Origin of the sequence: Pelagicoccus sp. SDUM812005 (assembly GCF_031127875.1) — a bacterium.
GTDB lineage: Bacteria > Verrucomicrobiota > Verrucomicrobiia > Opitutales > Opitutaceae > Pelagicoccus.
Map to the genome: position 1 here is coordinate 148,693 of NZ_JARXIA010000015.1, position 25,130 is coordinate 173,822.

Annotated in this window: 18 protein-coding genes; 12 read left to right on the plus strand and 6 right to left on the minus strand. The window is 58.6% G+C overall.

All coding sequences use genetic code 11. The features are described from left to right. The first annotated feature begins 158 nt into the window (after nucleotides 1-158). Nucleotides 159-1,088, plus strand: coding sequence for a paraquat-inducible protein A (locus tag QEH57_RS17210; protein ID WP_309008007.1), 930 nt, complete (start codon nucleotides 159-161; stop codon nucleotides 1,086-1,088). Then, entirely contained in the window at nucleotides 1,085-1,945 is an 861-nt protein-coding gene (locus QEH57_RS17215) for an MlaD family protein (protein ID WP_309008008.1), read from the plus strand. Before QEH57_RS17210 ends, QEH57_RS17215 begins: the two co-directional genes overlap by 4 nt. A 134-nt stretch (nucleotides 1,946-2,079) precedes the next feature. Here QEH57_RS17215 and QEH57_RS17220 read toward each other — a convergent pair whose 3' ends face one another. From QEH57_RS17220 to QEH57_RS17245, 6 genes are all read right to left on the minus strand, one after another. After that, entirely contained in the window at nucleotides 2,080-3,495 is a 1,416-nt protein-coding gene (locus QEH57_RS17220) for an NAD(P)(+) transhydrogenase (Re/Si-specific) subunit beta (protein ID WP_309008009.1), read from the minus strand. Nucleotides 3,496-3,501: 6 nt separating this feature from the next. Further along, nucleotides 3,502-3,786 (minus strand): NAD(P) transhydrogenase subunit alpha, encoded by a 285-nt coding sequence (locus QEH57_RS17225; RefSeq protein ID WP_309008010.1) that lies wholly within the window; start codon nucleotides 3,784-3,786, stop codon nucleotides 3,502-3,504. A gap of 35 nt (nucleotides 3,787-3,821) precedes the next feature. Further along, on the minus strand, nucleotides 3,822-4,949 hold the full coding sequence (locus QEH57_RS17230; protein WP_343224807.1) for an NAD(P) transhydrogenase subunit alpha: 1,128 nt from the start codon (nucleotides 4,947-4,949) through the stop codon (nucleotides 3,822-3,824). Nucleotides 4,950-5,449: 500 nt separating this feature from the next. After that, entirely contained in the window at nucleotides 5,450-7,252 is a 1,803-nt protein-coding gene (locus tag QEH57_RS17235) for a sodium:solute symporter family protein (protein WP_309008012.1), read from the minus strand. Between the two features lie 158 nt (nucleotides 7,253-7,410). Then, a complete protein-coding gene (locus QEH57_RS17240; RefSeq protein WP_309008013.1) occupies nucleotides 7,411-7,878 on the minus strand; it encodes a hypothetical protein in 468 nt (155 codons plus the stop codon). Continuing rightward, nucleotides 7,856-8,359, minus strand: a complete 504-nt coding sequence (locus QEH57_RS17245; RefSeq protein WP_309008014.1) for an ACT domain-containing protein — start codon at nucleotides 8,357-8,359, stop codon at nucleotides 7,856-7,858. Before QEH57_RS17245 ends, QEH57_RS17240 begins: the two co-directional genes overlap by 23 nt. Before the next feature lie 191 nt (nucleotides 8,360-8,550). On the opposite strand from QEH57_RS17245, the gene QEH57_RS17250 reads away from it, so the two are divergent. The 10 genes from QEH57_RS17250 to QEH57_RS17295 all read left to right on the plus strand — a co-directional run bounded on the left by QEH57_RS17250 (nucleotide 8,551) and on the right by QEH57_RS17295 (nucleotide 23,902). Next, the gene (locus QEH57_RS17250) at nucleotides 8,551-9,612 is read left to right on the plus strand and encodes an ABC transporter ATP-binding protein (protein WP_309008015.1); all 1,062 of its coding nucleotides are present in this window, start codon (nucleotides 8,551-8,553) and stop codon (nucleotides 9,610-9,612) included. A gap of 54 nt (nucleotides 9,613-9,666) precedes the next feature. Then, nucleotides 9,667-10,428: an ABC transporter permease subunit gene (locus QEH57_RS17255; RefSeq protein WP_309008016.1), complete on the plus strand. Its 762-nt coding sequence runs from the start codon at nucleotides 9,667-9,669 to the stop codon at nucleotides 10,426-10,428. 45 nt (nucleotides 10,429-10,473) lie between these two features. Continuing rightward, nucleotides 10,474-11,934: a GldG family protein gene (locus tag QEH57_RS17260; protein ID WP_309008017.1), complete on the plus strand. Its 1,461-nt coding sequence runs from the start codon at nucleotides 10,474-10,476 to the stop codon at nucleotides 11,932-11,934. Between the two features lie 48 nt (nucleotides 11,935-11,982). Then, nucleotides 11,983-13,956 carry a DUF4340 domain-containing protein gene (locus QEH57_RS17265; protein WP_309008018.1) on the plus strand — a complete coding sequence of 658 codons (1,974 nt, stop codon included), beginning with the start codon at nucleotides 11,983-11,985 and terminating at the stop codon, nucleotides 13,954-13,956. Nucleotides 13,957-13,962: 6 nt separating this feature from the next. Then, entirely contained in the window at nucleotides 13,963-16,746 is a 2,784-nt protein-coding gene (locus QEH57_RS17270; RefSeq protein ID WP_309008019.1) for an AsmA-like C-terminal region-containing protein, read from the plus strand. A gap of 459 nt (nucleotides 16,747-17,205) precedes the next feature. Continuing rightward, complete coding sequence (locus tag QEH57_RS17275) at nucleotides 17,206-18,291, plus strand: ribonucleotide-diphosphate reductase subunit beta (protein WP_309008020.1); 1,086 nt, start codon at nucleotides 17,206-17,208, stop codon at nucleotides 18,289-18,291. Nucleotides 18,292-18,496: 205 nt separating this feature from the next. Beyond that, nucleotides 18,497-21,685: a ribonucleoside-diphosphate reductase subunit alpha gene (locus tag QEH57_RS17280; protein WP_309008021.1), complete on the plus strand. Its 3,189-nt coding sequence runs from the start codon at nucleotides 18,497-18,499 to the stop codon at nucleotides 21,683-21,685. A 183-nt stretch (nucleotides 21,686-21,868) separates the two neighbouring features. Beyond that, complete coding sequence (locus QEH57_RS17285; RefSeq protein WP_309008022.1) at nucleotides 21,869-22,381, plus strand: DUF6036 family nucleotidyltransferase; 513 nt, start codon at nucleotides 21,869-21,871, stop codon at nucleotides 22,379-22,381. Beyond that, entirely contained in the window at nucleotides 22,378-22,638 is a 261-nt protein-coding gene (locus QEH57_RS17290; RefSeq protein ID WP_309008023.1) for a hypothetical protein, read from the plus strand. The genes QEH57_RS17285 and QEH57_RS17290 overlap by 4 nt, the downstream gene beginning before the upstream one ends. 220 nt (nucleotides 22,639-22,858) lie before the next feature. Further along, entirely contained in the window at nucleotides 22,859-23,902 is a 1,044-nt protein-coding gene (locus QEH57_RS17295) for a DGQHR domain-containing protein (RefSeq protein WP_309008024.1), read from the plus strand. Nucleotides 23,903-25,130 lie beyond the last annotated feature (1,228 nt).

A 25,130-nucleotide genomic window follows, 5' to 3' on the forward strand; every position in this document is an offset into this window, starting at 1 on the left:
CCATCGGATACCTCCTTCTGCCTATGGATACGCTCAATTCCAAACAATGGTTTCAAACGTTTGTTTCATTTTTATTCGAGCAACTCCGGCGTTGCCACTCCGCCGAAAACGCGAAGCCTCGTAACCTCGCAAGCGACTCTGCGTAAGCACCCTCAACAGTGGCCCCGTCAAAATCTTCCAGCACTCTCCCCTACGCCATCGCCGCCTTGGCCTGCTGGGGCTTCGCCCTCTACTTCCCCTTGGCCGAGGTGCAAAAGCTGAACTTGAGCAACAGCAGCTTCCTGCTCTCCATCGGAAGCGCCTTCCGAGCCAAGGACCAACTGCTGCTCGGGCTCTGCGTGGACGTGCTCGCCGTGGCCATCCCTAGCCTGCTCTTTCTCCTGCTCCCCCTAGCCGCCGCGCCTAGCTCCACTCCGCTTCGCAAGCGCTGCCTCCAGCTCCTCGGAGCCATCAAAACCTGGGCGATGCCAGAGGTATTCGCCCTGTCGATACTGATCGCCTTCATAAAGCTAGGCTCGCTCGCGGAAGCCTCAATCGCCCCGGGCTTCTACTTCCTCAGCCTTGCGACCCTGCTCCTCATCTACCTGTTGCAGCGCCTCCCCATACCCGAACCGCCCCATCGAAAAAGCCGTCCCGCAGCCCTCGCCTACCTGCTCGCAGCCTGCCTCCTGCTCGTCCCTGCGAACGCACTGCCCATCATGACTGTATCCACCGCCCAAGGCCACAAGAGCAGCACCATCATCGCCGGCGTCGCTAACCTCGCCGAACACGGGCTTTGGGGAATCGCAGCAGTCGTATTCGTCGCGTCAATACTTGTCCCCTTCGGAAAGCTAGGTGGACTCGCCTGGTTGCTCTTCCTTTCACACAAAAATCCGGACCCGAGCTTCCAGGGGAAACTCTATCGCTTCATCGACTTCATTGGCCGCTGGTCGATGCTGGACATATTTCTCATCGGCGTGCTCGCCAGCCTCATCGAATTCGGAAGCCTTGCCTCCATCTCCCCCGGTCCCGCCGCGCCCGCCTTCGCCGCAGCCGTCATCTTAACCATCATCGCCGTAGAACGCTTTCCCCTCAAACAAAGCTCATGACCCAGGAAACTCCCGCCGCATCCACTGAATCGACCAACAGCCTCCTCGTTTGGATCGTCCCCCTGCTCGCCCTTCTCGTGGGAGGGTACATGGTACTAAAGGAGGTTACCGGACAAGGCCCTCAAATCACCATCGCCTTCGACGACGGAGCGGGACTCGAAGCGGGCAAAACCGTTCTGCAGCACAAAGGCGTAAACGTTGGCCTCGTCGAGTCCGTCAAGCTCACCCCCGAGCTGGACCGGGTCGAAGCAACCGTAAGCCTGCAGAAGTCGGCAAAGGGACTCGCACGCGAAGGATCCAAGTTTTGGATACTACGTCCCGCCATCGGCATCGAAGGCATTAGCGGCCTCGGCACCCTCATCAGCGGCCCCACCATTCAAGTCAGCCCCGGAGTCGGCCCCCTACAAAAGAAGTTCATCGCCGAGCGACGCCCTCCCCTCAAAGGCAGCGAGCTGGGCTACCACTACTACCTCCGCGTCGCCCAGCTCGGCTCCCTAAAGCCCGGCTCTCCCGTGCTCTACCGCCAATTCAAGGTCGGCGAAGTGGTCGACACCGAACTCGTCGCCGATGCCACCGCAGTCAGGGTCAAAATCCTAGTGAACTCGCCCTACGACAAACTGGTCCGCTCCGACAGCGTCTTTTGGAACGCCAGCGGCATTGCCATGAAAGTGGGCCTCCTCGGGGCCAAGATCCAAACCGACTCCCTGCAGTCCGTACTCGCCGGCGGCATCATGTTCGCCACTCCCGAAAACAAAGGCGAGCTCGCCGCGCTCGCCCCCGAAAACACCGAGTTCCCTCTCCACCCCGAACTCGATGAAGATTGGCTAAAGTGGAGCCCCAGCATAGCGCTCGAATAAGCAGTAGGGCCGGCGCTGGCTTGCCCCACGCCGCAGCGCAAATGCAGGATCAACCTCACGGCCACAGCGCTACGAACAAAAAAAGGACAGCCCTTCCAGGCTGTCCTTATAAAATGAATACGAGCTTCGGTTTCTTACGAACCCTTCAGCTCGTTCACCAGCGAAGAGATCGTAGCCTTCGCATCGCCGTAGATCATGCAGGTATTCTCCATGACGAAGAGCTTGTTCACCAAGCCGGAGAAGCCCTTGCCCTGGCCGCGCTTGAGCACGAAAACCGTCTTCGCCTTATGCGCTTCGATAATAGGCATGCCGTAGATCGGACTCTGTGGATCGTCCGCCGCAGCAGGATTCACCACGTCGTTGGCGCCAATCACGATGGCGACGTCCACCGTCGGCATCATCGGATTGACCGTATCCATCTCGAGCAGCTTCTCGTACTCAACGTCGGCCTCCGCCAGCAAGACGTTCATATGGCCAGGCATCCGTCCAGCCACTGGGTGGATGGCGAAATTCGCCTCGCAACCATTCTCCTCCAACAGCTCCGCTAGCTCCTTGACCACGTGCTGGGCCTGAGCAACCGCCATTCCGTATCCAGGAATGAATACAACCGAGCTCGCCGCTTCGAGGACGTAAAACGCGTCTTCCACGCTCAGCGCTTTCGGCTCGCGATCGTCGTCGTCCCCTCCACCGCCGCTAGCCGCGCCGAAGCCGCTGAAGAGCACATTGCCCAACGAACGATTCATCGCCTTACACATGATCACCGTAAGGATCAGACCGCTCGCTCCGACCAAACAGCCCGCTACGATCAGAACGTTGTTGTAGATCACGAATCCAGCCGCCGAAGCGGCCACCCCCGACAAACTGTTGAGCAAAGAAATGACCACCGGCATGTCGCCGCCACCGATCGGCATCACACCCATGATGCCAAACAGCAAAGCCAGGCCCACTCCCGACAGGAAGAGCTTATAGGTCAGCTCCAAGTCCGAGCTCCAAGTGAAGACTACCCCGACCGCCAGGATTGCGATCAAGAGCAGAATGTTCAGAGCCTTTTGCCCGCCGAAAACGATAGCGCTGCCGCTCAGCTTTCCGGACAGCTTCCCGTACGCGAAAAGCGAACCGGTAAAGGTCACGCCGCCGATCAGCATGGCGGCGTAGATGACGAAGCCGCTAAACTTCGCATTGGACTGCATCTCCATTTCGTAAACTGCCCAGCCCATGCCGCGGATCTTCTCGAACTCCGCCCACGCTACCAGCAAGCTGGCCAAGCCGCCAAAGCCGTTGAACAGGGCCACCAGCTCCGGCATGGCCGTCATTTTGACCATGCGAGCCGCCACCAGGCCGATGGCGCTACCCACGATCAAGCCGCCGATAATCCAAGTATAGTCCAGACCATCCGCGAGCAGGGTGACCACCACGGCGAGCAGCATGCCCAAGCCGGAAACAAGATTGCCGCGACGCGCCGTATCGGCGGAGCCCAGCATCTTGATGCCAAATACGAAAAGCGTGGCCGCAACCACATACGCTAAATTGATAAGATCGTTCGCTTCCATGGCTGCTTACTTTCCCTTCTTCTTGAACATCTGCAGCATGCGGTCCGTCACCACATAACCGCCCACCACGTTCACCGTGGCGAATACGAGAGCGGCGACGCCCAAAATCATACCAATCGTGCCTTGCTCCTCCGCGCGGATCGCAAGCAAGGCCCCCACCACCGTGATGCCAGAGATCGCGTTCGATCCCGACATGAGCGGCGTGTGCAACTGCGAAGGCACCTTGCTGATCAGCTCCAGCCCTAGAAAGGCCGCGAGCACGAAAATGAAAAATAGTAGTACAAGATCCATAGTGTATCCAGTTTTTGCTTATTGCCGTGTTGAGGTTACTTGGCGAATCGCTCGTGAACGATGGAACCGCCCTGCGTGATCACGCAGCCTTTCAGGATTTCGTCGCCGAGATCGCTCTTGATCGTCTTCGACTCCTTATCCCAGAAGTGCTCGATAAAATTGTATACGTTTGACGAATACATCTGGCTTGCATGAGCAGCGACTCCACACTCGAGCTTGCCGATGCCAAGGATGCGCACCCCATTGGGCGTCAACACTTCCTGGTCAAGCCGCGAGCCCTCCACATTGCCGCCGGACTCGACCGCCAAGTCGACCACCACGCTGCCATGCTTCATGCCGCTGAGCATCCGCTCGTCCACGATCATCGGCGCCTTGCGGCCAAATAGCTTCGCAGTGGTGATGACGATGTCGGACTGGGCGCAAACCTTCGCCATGCCCGCCTTCTGCATTTCCTTTTGCTCGTCGGTCAATTCCTTCGCGTAGCCCTGCTCGGTCTGCCCGACCTCGCCTAGATCGATCTTCACGAACTTGGCGCCGAGCGACTTGACCTGCTCCTCCACCACCGGCCGCGTATCGAACGCGTCCACACGCGCTCCCATCCGCTTGGCCGTCGCGATCGCCTGCAAACCTGCCACCCCAACCCCGATCACAAAAACGCGAGCGGGCGAGATCGTGCCCGCCGGTGTCATCATCATGGGCAAGATACGGTTCAAGCGCTCCGCCGCTTTCACTACCGCATAGTACCCCGCAAGGTTGGCCTGCGAACTCAAGCCGTCCATCTTCTGGGCCAGCGTAGTACGCGGAATCATCTCCATGCTCACCGCCGTCACCCCAGCCTTAGCAAACTGGCCGATCAGCTCGCCTTCGTTGAACGGATCCAAAAACCCGATCGACCAGGACCCGCTTTTCTGGGCCGCCGCTTCTCCCATGCTTGGCTTGTTCAAGCGCAGGACCATGTCCGCCGCCGCGATCTCGCCTGCTCGGTCGCTCGAAATACGAGCCCCAGCCGCAGCATATTCTTCGTCGAGGTAGAAACTCGCCGCTCCCGCCCCGGACTCCACCACCACCTCAAGGCCGAGACCTGTGAGACGCTTCACGGATTCTGGAATAAGTGCGACGCGTTTTTCCGTTAGAGAGGTTTCAGAGGGAACGAATACACGCATGGGCGTAAAGTGGCCCATAAGTTTCATGAAATCAAATCAATCTAGATATGAGAAAATGTGATAGTTAAAGATCTTAGCGTAGTAGATATCTCATATTATCTGTCCTAATTCTCCTGAACGCTAAATTTCCGCCTCGATTTTAGCGCCCTCAGACACGACTGGCCGAAAAAAGAAAACGGAACGGCCAAGCTCGCGCAAAATGCGTTCGCTTGGCCGCGTGTCATCACCCCTGTAAAAATGGAAGCCCCGGGTCGTTCGCTCCCCGCTTCGCAAGGGAATTCGAACAAACTACTACCTTTGAGAAACGAAACGTCAGCTGGAGCTGGCGGGCACCTAAGCGGACGGTTGCGAAACAAGAGAAGCGAACGAACCTGCGCCGCGGACGGGTAAAGATCCTCAGGCGCTCGGGGCATCGAGCCAAACCCCAGCCCCCGAACCGCCCCTTCAGCATTTCTCGATTTCCCAATAAAAAGCGCCGCCTGCTCGCAGCGGGACGACGCTCAACTCGGCTCCTTCCCCCGATTCAAAGGATCCAGCCAAGTCCGCTTCAAAACGAAGCTCGTCGCCAGCAGGATCCCCACGCAGATCCACATCGACTTGTATTCGCGGATCACCAGGAAGAGCGGGACGATCACCAGCATGAAATGCCAGACGATCCCGACCGCGATGTTGAGGATGTGACGCGGCCAGTCCTTATTGGCTTCCACCGCGGGCTCCCGCTTGCGCAGCTCTGCGATCACCGGACCCCAAAGCCCCCAAGGGTGGACCTTTCGATAGAAGGACGAAAGCGTATCCATGTCCTCAGGACGCGAGCAAAGACTGCCCACCACCGCCGCCACGAGCGACACCAGGAAGATCGCCGGGAAAAGCTGTATAAAGGAGTACTGCGGAAACAGCTCCGGGAAAGTCACCGAGCTCAAAATTCCGCCCAGCATACCGCAGAAGTAGCCCACCCCATTGAAGCGCCACCAGTGCCACTTCAAAATATTCGGAGCCGCGTAGCCGCCCCAAAGTCCGCCCACGATCCAGCCCATGATGTCGTTGATGCTATCCATGAAGACGCTGATCCCCACTCCCAGGGCCACGACCAAGATCGACGACAGATAGCAGAGCTTCACGTACGTTCCCTGCGACTCGTTGGGACGGAAGTAGTGCTTGTACACATCGTTCACCAAGTAGGCAGCCCCCGCGTTGATGGTGGAGTCGAAGGTCGACATGAAAGCCGCCAAGAAGCCCACGATGATCAAGCCCTTCAGCCCGATCGGAACGAACTCGCTGATGACGTGCGGCAACACCAGCTCGTAGTCGAAGGCCGGATCCTGCAGGCGCAAATCCGTCGAATAGAAGACCAAGCCCAACACCACGATTCCCGTCACCAAGATCCAACGCGGAAACAAGGCCAGCGACACCACGCCGCTCATCAAGGCCGCCTCCCGCGGGCTCCGGGTCGCCAGCAAGCGCTGCATGTCGAAATTGGGAGCCGGACCCGCCAAGCTCACCAGCACCCCCTTCAACATCATCATCATGAAAAAGGGAAAGAAGAGCTCGTAGCCCTGCAGCTGGATAATGTCGTCGAGCTGCGGCAGGAGCCCGCTCCAGTCCAGATCCAATTCCCGGCCGAACCACACGCTGCCCCAGCCATCAGGCGTCACCGCCGCGATCGACTCGGCCGAAGTGTACACCATCGCGTAGTAGCCGATCACCACCGAAATCGCCACCAGCAGCGAGTACTGCACCATGTCCGTAAAGATCACGCTGCGGATCCCCCCCAAGGTCGCGTACAAGAGCGACACCGTGATCAACAGAAACGCGTAGGTCGTCGGCTCGAACGTATCCGGCAAAAAGATCGAGGCAAATCCCGCCAAGCCCTTGAAGGCATAAGCCGAAAAGCTCACCACGCTCAGCAAGGCGAACACCACCAATACCATGCGAGCCATCTCCAGCCCCATCGGATTTCGAAAGCGCGTGGTCATCCAGTCCGCCCCCGTCAAGGCGCCGGAGCGACGCACCCACTGGGAAAGGTAGACCATCATGAAAACCTGGTTGTAGGTCGGCCACAGCCAAGGCAGCCAGGCCCCCTTCGCCCCATAGATGAACACCACCGAAACCAGCCACATGGTGCCCGCGATATCGAACATCGAGGACGCGTTTGAAACGCCCAGCAGGTACCAAGGCACCTTGCGGTTGCCCAAAAAATACGACTCCAAGCTCACGCTGGCCTTGCGGCGCATCACCACCCCGAAAGCCAAAACCGCAACCAGATACAGGACAATCAGGGACAGGTCTATGGCATGGAGATCCATCAAGAAAACGAGCAGGGCAGAAAAGGAGGGATAAATCGGAGCAGCGCCCCCGATGAAACGAAGGCAGCCTCGCGAAACACAAGGCTACACAAGGGCTAACACCGGTAAATCTCTAAGTCCTACAAGTTTATACCGACAATCCGGAAAAAAACGTCCGACTACTCCGACTCCTCTTCCGACAAGTAGTGCAGCTGCACCTCCGCCACTGCAGGCGGTACGTCCCGCAGAAAGACGCGCACAAACTGGCTGCGACCTCCCCCGTACGCCGCCTCGAAATCCTTGCTCCGGATCGTATGGCTGTGCTCCCAGACCACTTCCTCCTCCGCATCCACTCCCTTGAACTCGATTTCCGAGACGCGGGGAATGAGATTGAGGGATTTCACCCGCATTCGACAGGTGAGCAACCACGCATCCTCCTTAGGGTGCAGCTTCACCGCCTCGAAGACCGCCTGCGTATTGGTCTCCGCAACCGTAAGCTCCCACTCGGGCTGATCCTCGGCCACCGCCGACGCCGCCATCCATAGCGACGCCGCTGCCGCCACCCCTCTCAACACGCTCCAAACTCCCTTGCCCTTCATCATAGCTGCATTCCTCAAATCTTCCTTAATCGGATCCGAAGCTAACATCGACCATAAGGTCCGCGGCTATAAGCTCTAAATCGTCCCGCAAGTCCGAGAGCTTGCAATCCGCCGGAATGCACACCCGAGCCCGCGCCTCAAAAAGCGGTTCCCCCGTCATCGGAGCGCTGCGGCACTCCGTGCTCAGCTCCTCCACGTTCACCCCGCGCTTGGCAAAGGCGTTCGAAATCTGGCTCACGATGCCCGGACGGTCGTTGCCCACGATCTCCACGGTCGCCACCTCGTGGCAATCCCCCGCGTCCACCGCGTTCCCGTCCTTCACCACCACGCTCAAGCCCTTGCTCTCCAAGGCCGCCACCGCCGCCAGCAATTCCTCGCGGCGACCCTCCGCCGCCCGCACGCGCAGGATCCCCGCGAACTGGCCCCCCAAATTGCACATGCGGCTCTCGAGCCAATTCCCGCCCGCTGCTTTCACAGTCGAGGCGATCAGTTCCACCAAGCCCGGACGATCCGGACCGATTACAGACATGACGATGGGGCTTTCCATTTCCCAAACATCACAAGCCTTGCCCGGATTTATTCAAATCCTAAAAAGCGCCCCGCTCGTATCCCCTAGAGCCCAGCCCAAGCTGCTGCCTATCATCCACAAAAGGTATTGCGACCGGAGAAAACCCCGTCTTTCAATGTCCCCTTCGTAACACCACGAACCAGCCCAGCGAATTGACCACCCAAAAGCATACCATCGAAGTCGAGCGACTCCACAAGCGCTTCGGCAAAATCGACGCCGTCGACGGCATCAGCTTCAAAGTCGAAAAAGGGCAAATCGTCGGCTTCCTCGGCCCCAACGGCGCCGGCAAGTCCACCACCATGCGCATCCTCACCGGCTACAACCGGGCCACCTCCGGGGTCGCCAAGATCTGCGGCGTTTCCGTCGCCGCCGATCCCCACTTCATCAAGCGACGCATCGGCTACATGCCGGAAAACAACCCCCTCCCCCTCGACCTGCGCGTACGCGAGTACCTCAAGTACCGAGCCAAGGTTAAGGAAATCCCCTTCACCAAACGACGCCGCGCCATCGAGCAAGCCCTCGAAAGCTGCGACCTCCTCCGGGCCCAGGACCGCATCATCGGCAAGCTCTCCAAAGGCTTCCGCCAACGCGTCGGCATCGCCGACGCCATCCTCGCCAACCCCGAGGTCATCATCATGGACGAGCCCACCATCGGCCTCGACCCCCACCAAGTCATCCTCATCCGCGACCTCATCGCCTCCCTGCGCGGACGCATGACCGTCATCATCTCCTCCCACATCCTACCCGAGATCGAGATGACCTGCGACCAGATCATCATCATCAACCACGGCAAGATCGTCGGCCAAGGCTCCCCCGCCCAGCTCCGCGACACCTTCATCGACCACACCACCTACCAAGTCGAAATCGCCGGCACCACCAAGGAGCTCGAAGCCGCCCTCGCCACCATCGCCCCCGAGCTCCAAGTCGAACGCATCTCCGACCGCGACGAAGACGGATTCGCCACCGCCGAAATCCAGATCAAAGGCAAGCGCGACTACGGCGAACGCCTCTTCAAGACCCTCGCCGAGCACCCCCACCTCCGCACCCGCTCCCTGCGCAGCAAGAAGGCCCCCCTCGAGGACGTCTTCCTCGCCGCCACCCGCCGCTCCTGGGAAGAGGTGGACGAGAAACTCGCCCCGCCCCTCGCCAGCAGCAGCCCGAAAACCTCAGCCCCGCAGGGAACCAAAGCCGCCGCGCCCCCTCCATCTCAATAGCGACGCGAAACCCGCGCCCCCAATCGGACCGACTCCACACCCGCGCTCCATCGAATGAGACACTTTCTGACACTCCTACGCAACGAGATCTGGCGCCTGCTCATCAGCCCCAGCACCTACATCGCCGGCTTCCTCTTCCTCCTCGTCATGGGCTTCCTCTTCCAGTGGATGCTGCGCGTCTACACCTCCGACCCGCAAGACGAGACCCCCAGCGTGCTCTTCTTCCGCATGTTCTTCATCCCCGTCTTCTTCATGGTCCCCCTGCTCACCATGCGCTCGCTCGCCGAAGAACGACGCTCCGGCACCATCGAAACCCTCCTCACCACCCCCGTCACCATCGCCGAGATCGTACTCGCCAAATTCAGCGCCAGCTACCTCTACTACTGCTCCCTCTGGCTCATCACCGCCTCCTTCCATATCATCTTCTTCGCCTACGCCCAACGCGACACCATCATCGACCCCTACCCCCTCATCGGAGGCTACGCCTACATCTTCCTCAGCGGCACCCTCTTCCTCTCCCTCGGCATCTTCGCCAGCTCCCTCACCAAAAGCCAACTCGTCGCCGGCATCCTCGGCTTCTCCCTCGTCTTCGGCTTCATCGTCATCGGCAGCAACGTCGAAGACCTCTCCGTCCTCACCAGCGAACAAAGCCTCTGGCTGCGACAGTTCTCCGACCACACCGACGCCCTCCAGCACATGGGCGACTTCTCCGCCGGCATCATAGACACCCGAGCCATCGTGCTCTACCTCAGCGCCGCCCTCACCTTCCTCTTCCTCAGCGTCCTCGCGATCGAATACCGAGACGGCACCAGCTAGCCCCTACCCGCGCGCCTAGAACCTAGCATCCAGAACCGAACCAACGTGTCCGAATCCTTCCAGTCCAACCGCATCTCGGATCGCCTCCAAGCCTTCCTGCAGATCGTACTCGTTTTCCTGATACTTATAGCCGTCAACTACATCGGCATGCGCACCTACCAGCGCTACGACCTGACCGAAGGAAACATCTACTCCCTCTCCCCCGAAACCCGCGCCTACCTCGCCCAGCTCCAGCAACCCATCGAAGCCATCGTCACCATCTCGGAAAACACCGACGAACCCGGCCTCACCGACATCCTCAAGGACGTCAAGCTGCTCCTGCGCGAATACGAATACGCCACCCGCGACCAAGGCAAAAACCGCGTCACCGTCGAGTACCTGAACGTCTACTCCCAAACCAGCCGGGCCCGCTCCCTCGGCATCGAATCCCCCAACGTCATCGTCTTCAAGTCCGGCACCCGCCAACGCCAAGTCCGCATCGACGAACTCTACAAGATCCAAAACTCCGAACTCCGCGAATTTCTCGGCGAAAACGTATTCACCCGCTCCATACTCGAAATCGTCGAAACCTCCGAGCCCGTCCTCTACTTCACCACCGGCCACGGAGAATTCTCCGCCAGCGACGTCACCGCCTCCACCGGAGCCTCCGCCCTCTTCAACGAACTCAAGTCCCGCAGCTTCACCACCCGCTCCATCGACCTCAGCACCGCCCAACGCATTCCCGAAGACGCCTCCCTCATCGTCGTGGCCGCCCCCAAAGCTCGCCTCCTCCCCCAAGAACGCCTCCTGCTCGAAAGTTACCTTAACAAGCGGGCCGGGCGCGTGCTCGTCCTCCTCGAACCCGGACGCGACCACGGCCTCGAAGACCTCTTCTTCGAATGGGGCATCCTCGCCGAAGACGCCCTCGTCGTCGAACGCGACCCCAACTACGTCATCAACGGCGGCGACCTCATGATCCGCCGCTTCTCCGAGCACCCCCTCACCAGCTCCCTCTTCCAGCAAGGCATTCCCATCATCACCGACCGAGCCTCCTCCGTGCGCGAAGACCCAGGCCGCCCCATCGACGATTCCCTCAAAGTCAGCGAACTGCTCGCCACCTCCGACCAAAGCTGGGCCGAGCGCCAATACCGCCGCGACATCCGCCCCACCTACGATCCCGCCATCGACGTTGCCGGCCCCATCAAGATCGCCGCCATCTCCGAACGCCAAGTCGACTCCAGCCTCGGCATCTCCCTCCCGGGAGGAAAGCTCACCGTCATCGGCACCTCAAACTTCATATCCAACCAGCGGATACAAGCATCCGGCAACCTCTACCTCATCCTCAACGCCATCAACTACTCGGTCGACCGCTACACCCGGCTCAACATCCCGCCCCGCCCCATCAAAAAAGTGAAGCTCGACCTCTCCATCGAGCAGCTCCACCTCGCCCGCTACCTCATCTGGTTCGCCCCGCCCGCCGTCCTCGGCCTGCTCGGCCTGCTCGTCTACATCTCACGCAGAAACTGACCTCGATCCAGCTCACCCTTCACTTTTCACGAAACACTTTTTCCCACCGTGCGCCTAAAAATCACGCTAACACTGCTCGCCATCCTACTCGGCTTGCTCACCTACATCTTCTACATCGATAACCGCACCGATATCGGCCAGTACGAAGACCGGCGCTCCACCGTGCTCGGCGACCTCGCCGTGGGCATCGACTACCTCAGTATCCAAAACAACGTTACAGGCCAGACCATCACCCTCGAGCAATCCAAAAACCGCTGGATGCTCCGCGAGCCCTACCTCTGGCCCGCCAACGAATTCGCCGTCCAGCGCATCCTCACCGAACTCCGCTTCCTCGAGCGCATCTCCTCCTTCGAAACCAATATCGTATCCAACTCCGGCGTCTCCCTGCCCGACTACGGCCTCAAGCCCTCCCAATACGCCATCATGATCGGCCGCGGCGAGCGACGTTCCACCCTCCACATCGGCAAGCCCACCGAGATCGGCAACAACCTCTACATCCTCTCCACCGACCAAAGCCACGTCCACGTCGTCAACCGCTCCCTCCTCGAAGCCATCTCCGTCAACCTCGACAACCTCCGCTCCTCCCGACTCTTCGATATCGCCGTCTTCGAAGCCACCTCCTGGAATATCCAAGTGCGCGAAGACGGACGCAACCTCCGCGCCTGGTTCGCCCGCAACGGCGACAACTGGGTATTCGAAACCCCAATACGAGCCCGAGCCGACTCCGAAGCCGTCAACGTCCTGCTCAACCGCTGCCTCAGCCTCGAAGCCGACTCCATCGTCGCCTCCAACCCCACCGACCTCTCCCCCTACGGCCTGCAAAACCCGCTCTACCGCATCGCCATCGAGTCCGACCAAAACCGCGAAGTCCTCGAGATCGGAGAAAAGATCTCCACCGACTCCGAATTCCGCTACGCCAAACGCGAAAGCCGCCCCACCGTATTCCAGCTCCGCATCGACTTCCTCGAACTGCTCGCCAAATCCCAAACCATGCTGCGCGAGCGACGCATCTTCGAAGTCGACGTCACCTCCGCCACCACCCTCACCATCGAACGCCGCGACCAGCAACCCCTCACCCTGCAAAAGCTCGAAGACGGAAACTGGGAACTCGTCGTGCGCGACGAAAGCCAAGGTATCCAAACCATGGATGGCGACGCCCAAGCCATCACCGAAATCCTCAAGTGGCTCGACGAGCTCAAAGCCGTCCCCGACGACGGCTTCGTCAACGACGCCCCCTCCGCCCCCGACCTCGAATCCTACGGCCTCGAAGTCCCAGAGTACACCCTAACCATCACCTCCGACCGCCTCCACGGCGACCCCCAACGCCTGCCCGAATTCCGCACCGAGACCCTCCTCATCGGCGACCGCAAGCCAAACGACCGCCACGAGAGCTACATCAAGATCGCCCACAAGGACTTCGTGTATTCAAGCTACAACGACATCTTCGCCCACATCGACAACGACCCGCTGCTCTACAAAAACCGGAACATCATCTCCCTTCCCAACAGTTCCCGTATCCAAAAAATAAGCGTCGAACGCCTCGCCGACCGCGCCATCGTCGCCGAAGAAACCATCGACCCCAACGCCGAAACGCCCAGCGCCGCCGCCAAGCTCGCCACCATCGTCTCCCAACTCACCGTCCACAGCTTCAACCCCGACGGCTTCACCCGCACCGTCGAGATCGCCGGCCGGCGCAAGCCCTGGGCCTACAAGCTCGTCGCCACCGTCGGCTCCGACGACACCCCCAACGCCATCACCCAACAAATCGAAATCTACGTCTCCGAACTCTCCGGAGGCCCCCTCCTGTGGGGAGGCATCGCCCAAACCAACCAAGGCTTCCGCTTATCCACCGACTTCGTCGACGCCTTCACCCAAATCGTCTTCGACCGCGTCGCGCGCCCCGCTCCCGAAGAGCCCTTCAGCACCAAGCCCCTCCCCGAAGGCCAAAACGCGCGCCCCGCCGCCGGACAAAACCAATTCGAAGCCGCCCGCCCGCCCCAGCCAAGCGATCCCGCGCAGTAGGGCCAAATGAGCAAACCGCGCAAAAGCCCGATCCGCTTCGCCTGGAGAAGCGCCTGCCACTCCTGCAAGGCGCTCATCCAGTGGTGCTACTCGGCCCTCGTTCTCCTTCTCGTCAGCGCCACCCTCTTCGCGGCCTACGTCGCCACCCTCGACGACATCCCCGTACCCAATTTCATAATACGCGAGCTACAAGGCCAGCTCAGGCAAAAAGGCGTCGACCTCAGAATGAAAGGCGTCCGCTTCCAGCCAAACGGACGCATCATCTTCGAACGCCCCGAGCTCTACTCCCCCGAACTCGGCTCCACCATCGTCGCCGCCAACTCCGCCGTCGCCAAGATCAAGCTCAGCCACCTCGCCTTCGGCAGCGTCGCCGTCGACGAAGTCCGCCTCTCCTCCGGCCGCTTCGTCATCCCTGCCATGCTCACACCCTCCGGCGAGCCCGCCACCGCCATCCGCTCCATCAACTTCGAAGCCACCCACCGCGGCCAACGCTGGAACGTCCACTACGCGACCGGAGCCATCGGCAACCTCAAGCTCTCCCTCGCCGGCCAGCTCGACGACTCCCTCCTCCAACTCCCCAAGCCCCAGCCCGACGCCCCTAAACCCTCCGTCAGCCAAGCCATCCTCAAGATCGCCCCCAAGATCACCGAACTCCAAAAAGAGCTCCAGCGCCTCGACGCCCCCTTCTGCGCCATCGACCTCAGCGTCCTCAACAAAAAGCAATCCGCCGCAATCCACTTCGGAGCCAAGCAGCTAAGCGTCACCCCCGAGATCGAAATCTACGACCTCGTCGTCGACGCCAATTACACCCTCGACTCCCAACTGACCGCCAAGATCCAAGCCCAGCGCGCCACCCTCCCCCAAAACTCCACCGCCAACAACATCCAGCTCCACGCCAGCTGGCAAGACGGTACGCCACCCCAACAGCTGCTACCCGACCGTATCCACCTTTCCGCGACAAACCTAAGCCACCGCGGCATCACCCTCCCCTCCCTCTACGCCATCGCCGCCCCCGGTGCCCACAGCCACCAAGCCACCCTCCAGTTCGCCTTCCCCGAGAGCCCCATCGTCGCCCAGCTCACCCACCACCTCGCCAGCAAAACCACCTCGGTCGACCTCACCGCCCAGCTCGACTCCGCCACCCTCCAAGCCCTCAATCCCATCGCCCTCGAGCTCGCCCAGCAGGACATCACCACCCTCGCCAGCCTCGACAAAGCCATCGACCTGCACCTCCTCGCCCAACTAGAAGAAGGCTTCAAGCCCAGCCACATCGAAGCCTTCGCCCAAGCCGGCCCCACCAGCATCCGCGGCGCCCATATCGACTACGCCTCCACCCACGCCACCGCCATCGGATCGCAGATCGACGTCCACGCCATCCGCCTCATCTCCGGCCAACAAAACGGCGTCATAAAAATTGGATACAACCTCGACACCCTCCTGCGACGCATCCTCGTCGAAGGCACCTTCGACCCCACCATGATCAACGGCTGGTTCAAGCCCTGGTGGTCCGCCATGTGGGACGGCATGACCTTCCCCAGCCAAGGCATGCTCACCTACCTCGACTCCCAAGCCACCTTCAAGCGCCCCGACACCGTCTTCGTCACCGGCACCGGCTACGTGCAAGACCTAGACCTCCGCGGCATGCCCGTCGACGAACTCCGCACCAAGATCTTCTCCAAGTTCCACTACGTCGACCTCTACGACCTCGAACTCTCCACCACCGACGGCCAACAAGCCATCGGCGAAATCCAGTTCCACATGGACCGCGATACCCGCGACGAAAAGGACAAGCTTACCGGAATCTGGATACAAGCCCTCTCCACCCTCGACGTCAAAAACGCCCCCAACATCCTCTGGGAAATTTCCGAAGCCGCCGCCAACATCCTCGCCCCCTACTGCTACCACCTCCCACCCCTCATCGAGGCCCGCTCCTCCTCCGTCCGCCACCACGACGAGTACCTCAACGACATCGACCTCCAGCTGGAGACCGAAACCGGCTTCTCCTTCTACGGATTCCCTTTCGACTCTCTCGACGCCTTCGTCCACATCGACGACGACATCATCGACATCCCCCGCGCCTCCGCCCACCTCGGCGGCGGCCTCGTCCACGCTTCCGCCTTCATCGTCGGCGACGAACTCCAACTCGACGCCCAGCTCGACCAAGTCGGTTTCGGCCAAGCCCTCAACGCCGCCAACACCTACTTCGCAAAAGACGGCAGCGAAACCGCCCAAAGCATGCCCCCCGAGCGACTCCTCGGCTTCGGCGGCAAGCTCGACGCCCAGTTCCAAGGAGCCGGCATCGTAGGCGCCCCCCTCTCCTTCCTCGGCGAAGGCAAATTCGCCGTCACCGAAGCCGACTTTGGCTCCTTCCGCCTCTTCGGTCTGCTCTCCGCCACCATCAAGGCCCTCAACCTCCCCATCCTCAAAGACCTCACCACCCTCGAGCTCACCAGCGCCCACGCTCCCTTCCAGGTCGAGCGCGACACCGTACGCTTCCGCGACGGCGAGTTCAACGGTCCCGGCGCCCGCATCAAAACCGAAGGCACCTATAATATAGAGAGCGACGCCCTCGACTTCACCGCCCGACTCTTCCCGCTCCGCAACAACAAGGTCCCCCTCATCACCCCTCTTCTCAACCTCCCCCTCGACCTCTTCTCCAACATCTTCGAAATCTCCGTCAGCGGCACCTTCGACGACCCCAAGCTCAGCCTCTTCAACTCCAACACCAAGGAGAAAATCGAAGTCGACTCCACCACCCCCACCCGCGACCACCGCCCCGCCCGCCGCTAAGCGCCAGCCTCAAAACAGCGCCTCGCCTCACCCCATCGAGTCGCATGGCTTCAACCCCGCCCCACCCCTCGCAAATCCCCGCCAAAGGCCCCTCTCGCTTGTAAAAAACGAGCGTAAAAAGCGGGTAAAGGAACCGTGACAAATCGGCGCCGGAGCTAAGTCGCTGATCACGAAATCCTTATTCCCCCCGCCCCCTCGACGCAGCCCTCCCCGTTCGTAAATCAAGTCCAAAAAAAAAATAATACCGCGTTGACGGTCTCGAAAAGCTCCCAATATCTTGTGGTCTTTTCGCCGGGGACCACACCATATTGTGGTTAATACGAAGTGGATAAGTCGGAATAACTCCCTCTCGTCAGAGTGTAGGAGCTATGTTCTCTTTCCCTCCCTCCCCGTTCGGAACACCTCCCACAACTCACCTAATCAAAGCCAAAACTGTCTTTACGCAGCTCGATTTAAACCATGCAAAAAACCTACACCGTCGGCAGCCGCTCCTTCGTCCTCGACCAGACCAAGGCGGAAGAAGCCTTCAAGGCCAAAAAGATCATCAACGGCCGCGAAACCCTGACCTTCAACCTGCTCCCGCTCAAATACAACTGGGCCTACGAGCTGTACAAGACCATGAAGGCAAACCACTGGGAGCCGGAAGATATCATCATGAACAAGGATATCGAGCAGTGGAAGGACGACGGGCAAGTTTCGGAAGTCGAGCGCTGGATCATCATGATGGGAGTGGGCTACTTCTCCGCCGCGGAAGGCATCGTCGGCGATAACATCCTCCACGTCATCCGCCACCTCGTCACCGCCCCCGAGCTCAAGCTCGTGCTCGGCCGCCACGCCCACGAGGAAAACGTGCACGCCGACTCCCTCCTCTACATGATCTCCTCCCTCGGCATCAACCCGCACGAGTGCGAGGCCATGTTCGAGGACATCGAGACCATCGTCGCCAAAAACGAGTTCGTCACACGCCACTCCCACGCCCTGCGCCGCGACATCGACCTCACCATCACCGAAAACAAGCAGAAGTTCGCCAAGAACGTCTTCCTCTTCGGCCAGTGCATGGAAGGCACCCAGTTCTACGGCATGTTCGGCATGATCCTCTCCCTCTACCGCCAGAACAAGTTCCGGGGCATCGGCGAGATGTTCCGCTACACCCTGCGCGACGAGTCCAACCACATCGAGCTCCTGCGCAACCTCTTCATGGACCTCGTCGAGGAAAACTCCGACATCTGGACTCCAGAATTCCAAGAGGACCTCCGCCAGACCATGGCCGAAGGCATCGCCCTCGAGAAGAACTTCATCGAAGACTGCCTGCCCGTCGACTCCATCGGCCTCGTCAAGAAGGACTTCCTCCAGTACATCGACTACATCGCCGACCGCCGCCTCGAAGGCTGCGGCCTCAAGCCCCTCAACCCCGGCATCACCAACCCACTCCCCTGGCTCGCCGAGATGATGGACATCAAGAAGGAGCAAAACTTCTTCGAAGGCCGCGTCACCGAGTACCAAAAGGCCTCCTCGCTCGAAAACGACGACGACGACGACCTGTAAATATACGAGCTGGAGGGACCGGTTCCACCCGGTCCGCAACTCCACACCAAGGCCCGCCTCAGGGCCTTTTTCCCGTTTCCCCGCCCCATTTCTTTCCAAAACCACTTCGTGACTCTTCAGCCCTTTTGACCGCCATAGCTCGCAGAGCGACGGCGGTTCGTGGGCAAAAATCTTCAACCACTCGCCAACCAAGCTTCTCCACAACATGATCAATCCAAATCTTCAAGAAGACCTCGCCCTCAAACGCCTCGTAACCGCCTCCCGCGAAAAGTCGCACGGCTTCGACTGGCGCTCCGGCCTCGCCGACACCGACACCCAACGCGCCGCCATCAACGTCGTCACCCACGAAGGCGAAGCCACCTTCGACCTCTCCGAAATCGTCGACACCATCGGCAACGCCCTCGCCAACGTCCTCCTCTCCAAGAACGAAACCAACGTCTTCAACGAAGAAAACCGCCAGTGGGTCTGCTCCGTCGCCCGCCAAGTCTGCGACAAGCTCGAATCCAAGTCCCCTGAAACACTCGAGTCCCGCGTCGGTCTCAGCGAACTCTACGACCTCATCGAAAACACCCTCGTCGACAACAACGCCTACGACGTCGCCAAATCGATGCTCATTAACCGTCAGCGCAAACTCGTCGCCGACAAAACCGCAGGACTCAAACACGTGCGCCTAATTCGCCGCGACCGCAAAGTCGTCCCCTGGAAGCAAGAGAAGATCGAAATCGCCGTCCGCCGCGCCTTCCTCTCCCTCGAACTCAACTCCGACCCCGCCGTACAAGTCGCCGAGGCCGTCACCGAACGCGTGCAAGCCTCCGCCCACGCCTTCATCGAAATCGAAGAAGTCCAGGACATCGTCCAGGAAGAGCTCATGCGCCAAGGCCACTTCAAGGTAGCCGCCCACTACGTGCTCTACCGCGAAGAACGCCGCCAAATGCGCGAGCAGGAAGCCCTCCAGCTCGCCAACGCCACCGAGCAAGACTCCATGGTCGTCGTTAAGAAAGCCGACGGCTCCACCTACTTCTGGGACGGCATCGACCTCAAGAAGCGCATCGAGTTCGCCTCCATCGGCCTCGACCTCTGCCTCACCGCCGAAGAAATCGAGCACGAGCTCCGCCGCGCCGTCTTCGACGAGATCTCCGAGTCCGACCTCGAGAAGACCATCACCCTCAACGCCCGTACCCTCATCGAGCAAGACGCCGACTTCGCCAAGTTCGCCGCCCGCATCAAGCTCTCCTACATGTACGAGGAAACCCTCGGCTGGGACATCGTCCGCGACGGCATCGGCGCCATCAAGACCTTCCACCAAAAGAAGTTCAAGGAGTACATTCGCCACGGCATCCTCATCGGACGCCTCAACCCCAAGCTCAAGGAGTACGACATCGCCAAGCTGGCCCGTACCCTCGACCCCTCCGCCGACCTCGAGTTCGACTACCTCGGCATCCAGACCCTCTACGACCGCTACCTCATCGTAGACAAGACCCAGAAGAAGCAGCGCCGCATCGAGACGCCCCAGTTCTTCTGGATGCGCGTCGCCATGGGCCTCTTCCACGCCGAAGAAGACTGCAACGAGAAGGCCAAGACCCTCTACCGCCTCTACAAGTCCCGCCGCTTCTGCAGCTCCACCCCCACCCTCTTCAACTCCGGCACCTGCCACTCCCAGCTCTCCAGCTGCTACCTCTACTACGTCGAGGACTCCATCGAAGGCATCATGCAGCGCGGCATCGCCGACAACGCCTACCTCTCCAAGTGGGCCGGCGGCCTCGGCGGCTCCTGGACCGCCGTACGCGGCACCGGCTCCTACATCGGCGGCACCAACGGCGAGTCCCAAGGCATCGTGCCCTTCCTCAAGCTGCACAACGACCAGCTCATCGCCGTCAACCAAGGCGGCAAGCGCCGCGGCTCCGGCTGCGCCTACCTCGAAACCTGGCACAACGACCTCTACGACTTCCTCGAGCTGCGTAAGAACACCGGCGACGACCGCCGCCGCTGCCACGACATGAACACCGCCAACTGGATTCCGGACCTCTTCATGAAGCGCATGGAAGCCCGCCAGTCCTGGTCCTTCTTCCGCTCCTCCGAGGTCCCCGAGCTGCACGACCTCTACGGCGAAGCCTTCGAAAAGAAGTACGTCGAGTACGAAGCCAAGGCCGCCAAAGGCGAGATCTGGTCCAAGGAAGTCCCCGCCATCGAAGTCTGGAAGAAGATGCTCTCCATGATCTTCGAGACCGGCCACCCCTGGATCACCTTCAAGGACCCCTGCAACGTGCGCTCCCCCCAGGACCACTGCGGCGTCATCCACAGCTCCAACCTCTGCACCGAGATCACCCTCAACACTTCCCAGGAAGAAACCGCCGTCTGCAACCTCGGGTCCATCGTGCTCGACCAGCACCTCGACAAGGACGGCAACATCGACCACAAGAAGCTCCGCGAGACCGTCCAGACCGCCATCCGCGCCCTCGACAACGTCATCGACATCAACTTCTACCCGACCGAAGCAGCCAAGCTCGCCAACTCCCGCCACCGCCCCATCGGCCTCGGCATCATGGGACTGCAAAACTGCCTCTACGTCCGCAACACCCCCTTCGCCTCCCAGGAAGCCGTCGAGTTCAACGACGAGATCATGGAAGCCGTGGCCTACTACGCCATCGAAGCCTCCTCCGACCTCGCCGCCGAACGCGGCACCTACCAGAGCTACAAAGGCTCCAAGTGGGATCGCGGCCTCCTCCCGCAGGACACCATTGACCTGCTCGAGAAAGAACGCGGCACCGAAGTCGACGTCCCCCGCGGCGGCAAGATGGACTGGACTCCCGTCCGCGAGAAGATCGCCAAGCACGGCATGCGTAACTCCAACGTCATGGCCATCGCTCCCACCGCGACCATCTCCAACATCACCGGCACCTCCCCCTGTATCGAGCCCGGCTACAAGAACCTCTTCGTCAAGAGCAACCTCTCCGGCGAGTTCATCATCCTCAACCAGCACCTCGTGCGCGACCTCAAGGAACGCGGCCTCTGGAACCGCCAGATGCTCGACGACCTCAAGTACTTCGACGGCGAGCTCGACGAGATCGAAGCCATCCCCGACGACCTCAAGGCCAAGTACAAGACCGCCTTCGCCATCGACTACTCCTGGCTCGTGCTCGCAGCCGCCCGCCGCCAGAAGTGGATCGACCAATCGCAGAGCGTGAACCTCTTCATCGCCAGCCCGGACATGAAGACTCTGTCCCACATGTACCGCGCGGCCTGGAGACACGGCCTCAAGACCACTTATTATCTCCGCAGCCTCGGCGCCTCCACCATCGAGAAAGCCACGGTAGGAGCCAAAAAGGAAGTCCGCGGCATCGTCGGCGGCAAAGCCACCGCGGCGGAGCCCGAAGTCTGCGAATCATGTCAATGATCCGCAAAAGGTAGGGCGGCATCGCCGAGGCCGCCACATCACAACTCCTTTACCAAGCCCCGCTTCCTCCGAAGCGGGGCTTTTTTGTAGGATCGAACCCCACAAGTCCGCCGAAACCTCGACGAAGGCTGGAATCAACTCCATCGTTGAAGCCGGTCTCCTAGTATTCATACTCACGACAAGATGACTTCCGATATACTCGAATCGATCCAAGCTGCCTTCGATAAAGAAGGCACTCGCTTCATCGTTGTCGGAGGCTTGGCCACCATCGCCCACGGATACCTGCGAGCAACTACAGATATTGACATCGTCATAGATCTAGTACCCGAAAGCATCGAAAGAGCTTTTGCCGCACTCGAATCGATCGGTTATAAACCGCACCTCCCCATCACAGCGAAAGCGTTCTCAAATCCCGAAACACGCCACTCCTGGGCGACCGAGAAAAATATGACCGTGCTCCAATTTTGGAGCGAAAAGTACCCAGTCATCGCCATCGATCTATTTGTCGAAGCCCCCTTTGATTTCCGTAAAGAATGGGAAACCGCCTACAAACAAAGCCTAACAACAAAAGCTTCGCCCATCCATTTCGTAAGCCTCGCTTCTCTCATCGCAATGAAAGAAAAAGCAGGTAGGCCACAAGACCTCGCCGACCTCGAACACCTTAGGTCTATCCAAGAACAAATCGAACCAAAGTGAACGAACCCGATACCAACACCGACTGGCAAAATGGCACTTGGACCGGCTCTCGCCTCGAGCAACTCAAGCGATGGCGAGCCCTGCCCCTGAAAGCCAAACTAGACGCCCTCGACGACCTCCTTTCATTCAGCGGCAAAATGCTCCAAGCGCGGCAAGCAAAAGGCCTTCCCTACGCAACAAATCCCCAGGTCGCCTCCACCGCAGCGGTTTCCGAAGCCCCTTCCAAGTACCATGAGCACCGCGACCAACAAAGTTGAGCTAGAGCCCACCTGCAGTGAGCTTGTCGAACCTGCCGCCATCCGAGCATGGACCGAAGTTCGCACCACTGGTGCCCTGGGTGTCGCTAGCCAATTCGAACAGTCGCCCCGGGCATCTCCAAACTAGAAACCACGCAAAATATCATAGATCCCCAAAGACATTCGCACATTCACCTCAAGACTACATCCAAGCTCGAGAATCGTATAAATCATTAAAAGAATGAGAAAAACTAAACTAAAATATTTCGAGACCAAATTTGAAAAAACTCCTACATACACCTTTTCACTAAAAGTATCTCAACTCCTCAAGATAAGCTACGTTTCAGTCAGAGGGGTCGACAAGGAAGAAGGAGCCGTGCAGAGAGTGCTCAGTGCCCGAAGAATAGCTGACATTAAAAATTACATTTTAGACGGAAATCTATTTTTTAACTCGTTCATACTAAACTGGAACAACAAGGACATAACCCCTAACATATACAGCGACCACATTGAGCTTCCCCTTATTGATTCTTCTGCACAAGTAATTGACGGCCAGCATCGACTTGCAGGCCTTGAGGCGGCGGTCGAAGAGAATACCAAAATCGGAGATACTTCAGTCATAGTAACGCTGTGTTTGAACCTCACAACAAAAGAAGCTGCAAAAATATTTCTCAACATAAACACTGAACAAAAGCCCGTACCGAAAAGCCTCATATACGATTTATTCGGAGAGGTGGTCAACGATGAGGAACACGCAATAAACAGATCAACCGACATTGCACGCCAACTTAACGAAGACCCTAACTCTCCCTTTTATCGATTAATAAAGTTCCCAGGCTCCCCGAGGGGAGTTGGAGTCATAGAACTATCAACCTTCGTGAGTTCGATAAAGGACGACCTACTGCCAAATGGGGCATTCTCAAAAGTAAAAATAAGAGAACTATCATTGCAAAAACAAGCCTTGGAGAACTTCTTTCTAGCCATAAAAAACAGCTACGAAAAGAAAGACTTATGGGATACAAAAAGCAAAAACCCTTTCCTAAGAGCAGCTGGTTTCAACGGAGCCATCGACTTCTTCATGAGTACACTCATAATGAAGTGCGCGGAGCGTAAATCTTTCAAAACAGAAACCATAATTGAGATCATAGCCCTTGACTCAAATAATCTCCTTTCAGTGGAGGACATCAAAGGTCTCGACGGAAAAACAGCGAGGACCAAAATCAAATCTGCATTAGAACAAAGCATGTACAAAAGCCTACCGAGCGACAATGGCTACTCTTTCTGACAGGCACAAAGTCCAAACCTACATTGAAAATGAATTGGGATGTTACTCTCCTTCAAACTTCAGCAACTACAAACAACAGTTAGAACGATTTTCGCTAAACAATCAGCGGCTAAGCAATCTACGGATAGCAATAAAATCGGATGCTAGATCAAGTTTCTCCAAAGGAGCGCTCTCGCTAGCGGAGGGCATCTCCAACCTTTGTCTCGGTCGATATTCTTGGTCTATCGTTCAATTATACTACTCCAACTTCTACTTTTTGAGGTGCCGGATCTTGCTCAACGGAGTTGCACTAGTCAGATGCGGATCTCCCTACACTATTAGGGCACTAGAAAACGAACTACCAAATAAGCTTAACATACGAGACCGTAAATACTCGGGAGATCATGGGATCGCAATAAAGATCCAAACTAGCAACTTCAGCAACTCTGACATTTTACTCAGTAATTCTATCAACGGAGTAAATGTGTACGAATGGTTGAAAACACAACGAGAAACAGTTCAATACAAGAAGCGACATTTCGAGGACCCTAAAAGACTATCAATAGTCAAAAACATTGTGCCGCAGAAAGGATCAACCAAGATCGCGGATTACATAGATTCTTTCCTAAATGAACCTAATCACATATACTGCTTCCTCGAGGACTATGCGATCTTAGCAACTCCTCTCGTCAACGGAAAAATGGCGTTAGGTTTGCTAAAACAATGGAATACTACACCTTTCGCATCTTCATTCACAAAGCACCTAAAAAACGCGCTCCCCTTTAACATACCGATCCGGTCGAAACTGAACGACATCCTCGAGTGCAGGTAGAAAAAGGGGCCCTAGAGGGTCAGGCCCTAAACCTTGATGTTAGCCCCCACCCTCCCGTCATCCTTCCTAGTATCCAGCAATCCAACACAACTGAATGCCCGAGCCCCAATACACAATTGAGCCGCTGGATCCCAAGGTGCACGACCGGAGCTCATTCCGGAACGAAGAAAAGGCACTTGAATCATACATCCAAACTCAGGCTCGAAAAGACGCAAAAGCGCGAGCTTCGATCTGCTTCGTTCTCACCTCAAAATCAGCTCCCGAAAAGATACTCGGGTACTACACTCTCTCAAACGCATCCATTGATGCAGCCTCGATCCCCGAAGGCGAACAAAGATGACATGGGAGCAGTTGTCAGTCGTGAGCGATCACGCTAACGGTTCCCGTGTATGAAGCAGAAAACTACCACTCCCACGT

What these genes read in the sequence shown, in the direction of transcription:
- QEH57_RS17215 (WP_309008008.1), top strand. Translation starts at nt 1,085, where the DNA reads ATGACCCAGGAAACTCCCGCCGCATCCACTGAATCGACCAACAGCCTC.
- QEH57_RS17220 (WP_309008009.1), bottom strand. Translation starts at nt 3,495, where the DNA reads ATGGAAGCGAACGATCTTATCAATTTAGCGTATGTGGTTGCGGCCACG.
- QEH57_RS17225 (WP_309008010.1), bottom strand. Translation starts at nt 3,786, where the DNA reads ATGGATCTTGTACTACTATTTTTCATTTTCGTGCTCGCGGCCTTTCTA.
- QEH57_RS17230 (WP_343224807.1), bottom strand. Translation starts at nt 4,949, where the DNA reads ATGCGTGTATTCGTTCCCTCTGAAACCTCTCTAACGGAAAAACGCGTC.
- QEH57_RS17235 (WP_309008012.1), bottom strand. Translation starts at nt 7,252, where the DNA reads ATGGATCTCCATGCCATAGACCTGTCCCTGATTGTCCTGTATCTGGTT.
- QEH57_RS17240 (WP_309008013.1), bottom strand. Translation starts at nt 7,878, where the DNA reads ATGTTAGCTTCGGATCCGATTAAGGAAGATTTGAGGAATGCAGCTATG.
- QEH57_RS17245 (WP_309008014.1), bottom strand. Translation starts at nt 8,359, where the DNA reads ATGTCTGTAATCGGTCCGGATCGTCCGGGCTTGGTGGAACTGATCGCC.
- QEH57_RS17255 (WP_309008016.1), top strand. Translation starts at nt 9,667, where the DNA reads ATGAGACACTTTCTGACACTCCTACGCAACGAGATCTGGCGCCTGCTC.
- QEH57_RS17270 (WP_309008019.1), top strand. Translation starts at nt 13,963, where the DNA reads ATGAGCAAACCGCGCAAAAGCCCGATCCGCTTCGCCTGGAGAAGCGCC.
- QEH57_RS17275 (WP_309008020.1), top strand. Translation starts at nt 17,206, where the DNA reads ATGCAAAAAACCTACACCGTCGGCAGCCGCTCCTTCGTCCTCGACCAG.
- QEH57_RS17280 (WP_309008021.1), top strand. Translation starts at nt 18,497, where the DNA reads ATGATCAATCCAAATCTTCAAGAAGACCTCGCCCTCAAACGCCTCGTA.
- QEH57_RS17285 (WP_309008022.1), top strand. Translation starts at nt 21,869, where the DNA reads ATGACTTCCGATATACTCGAATCGATCCAAGCTGCCTTCGATAAAGAA.
- QEH57_RS17295 (WP_309008024.1), top strand. Translation starts at nt 22,859, where the DNA reads ATGAGAAAAACTAAACTAAAATATTTCGAGACCAAATTTGAAAAAACT.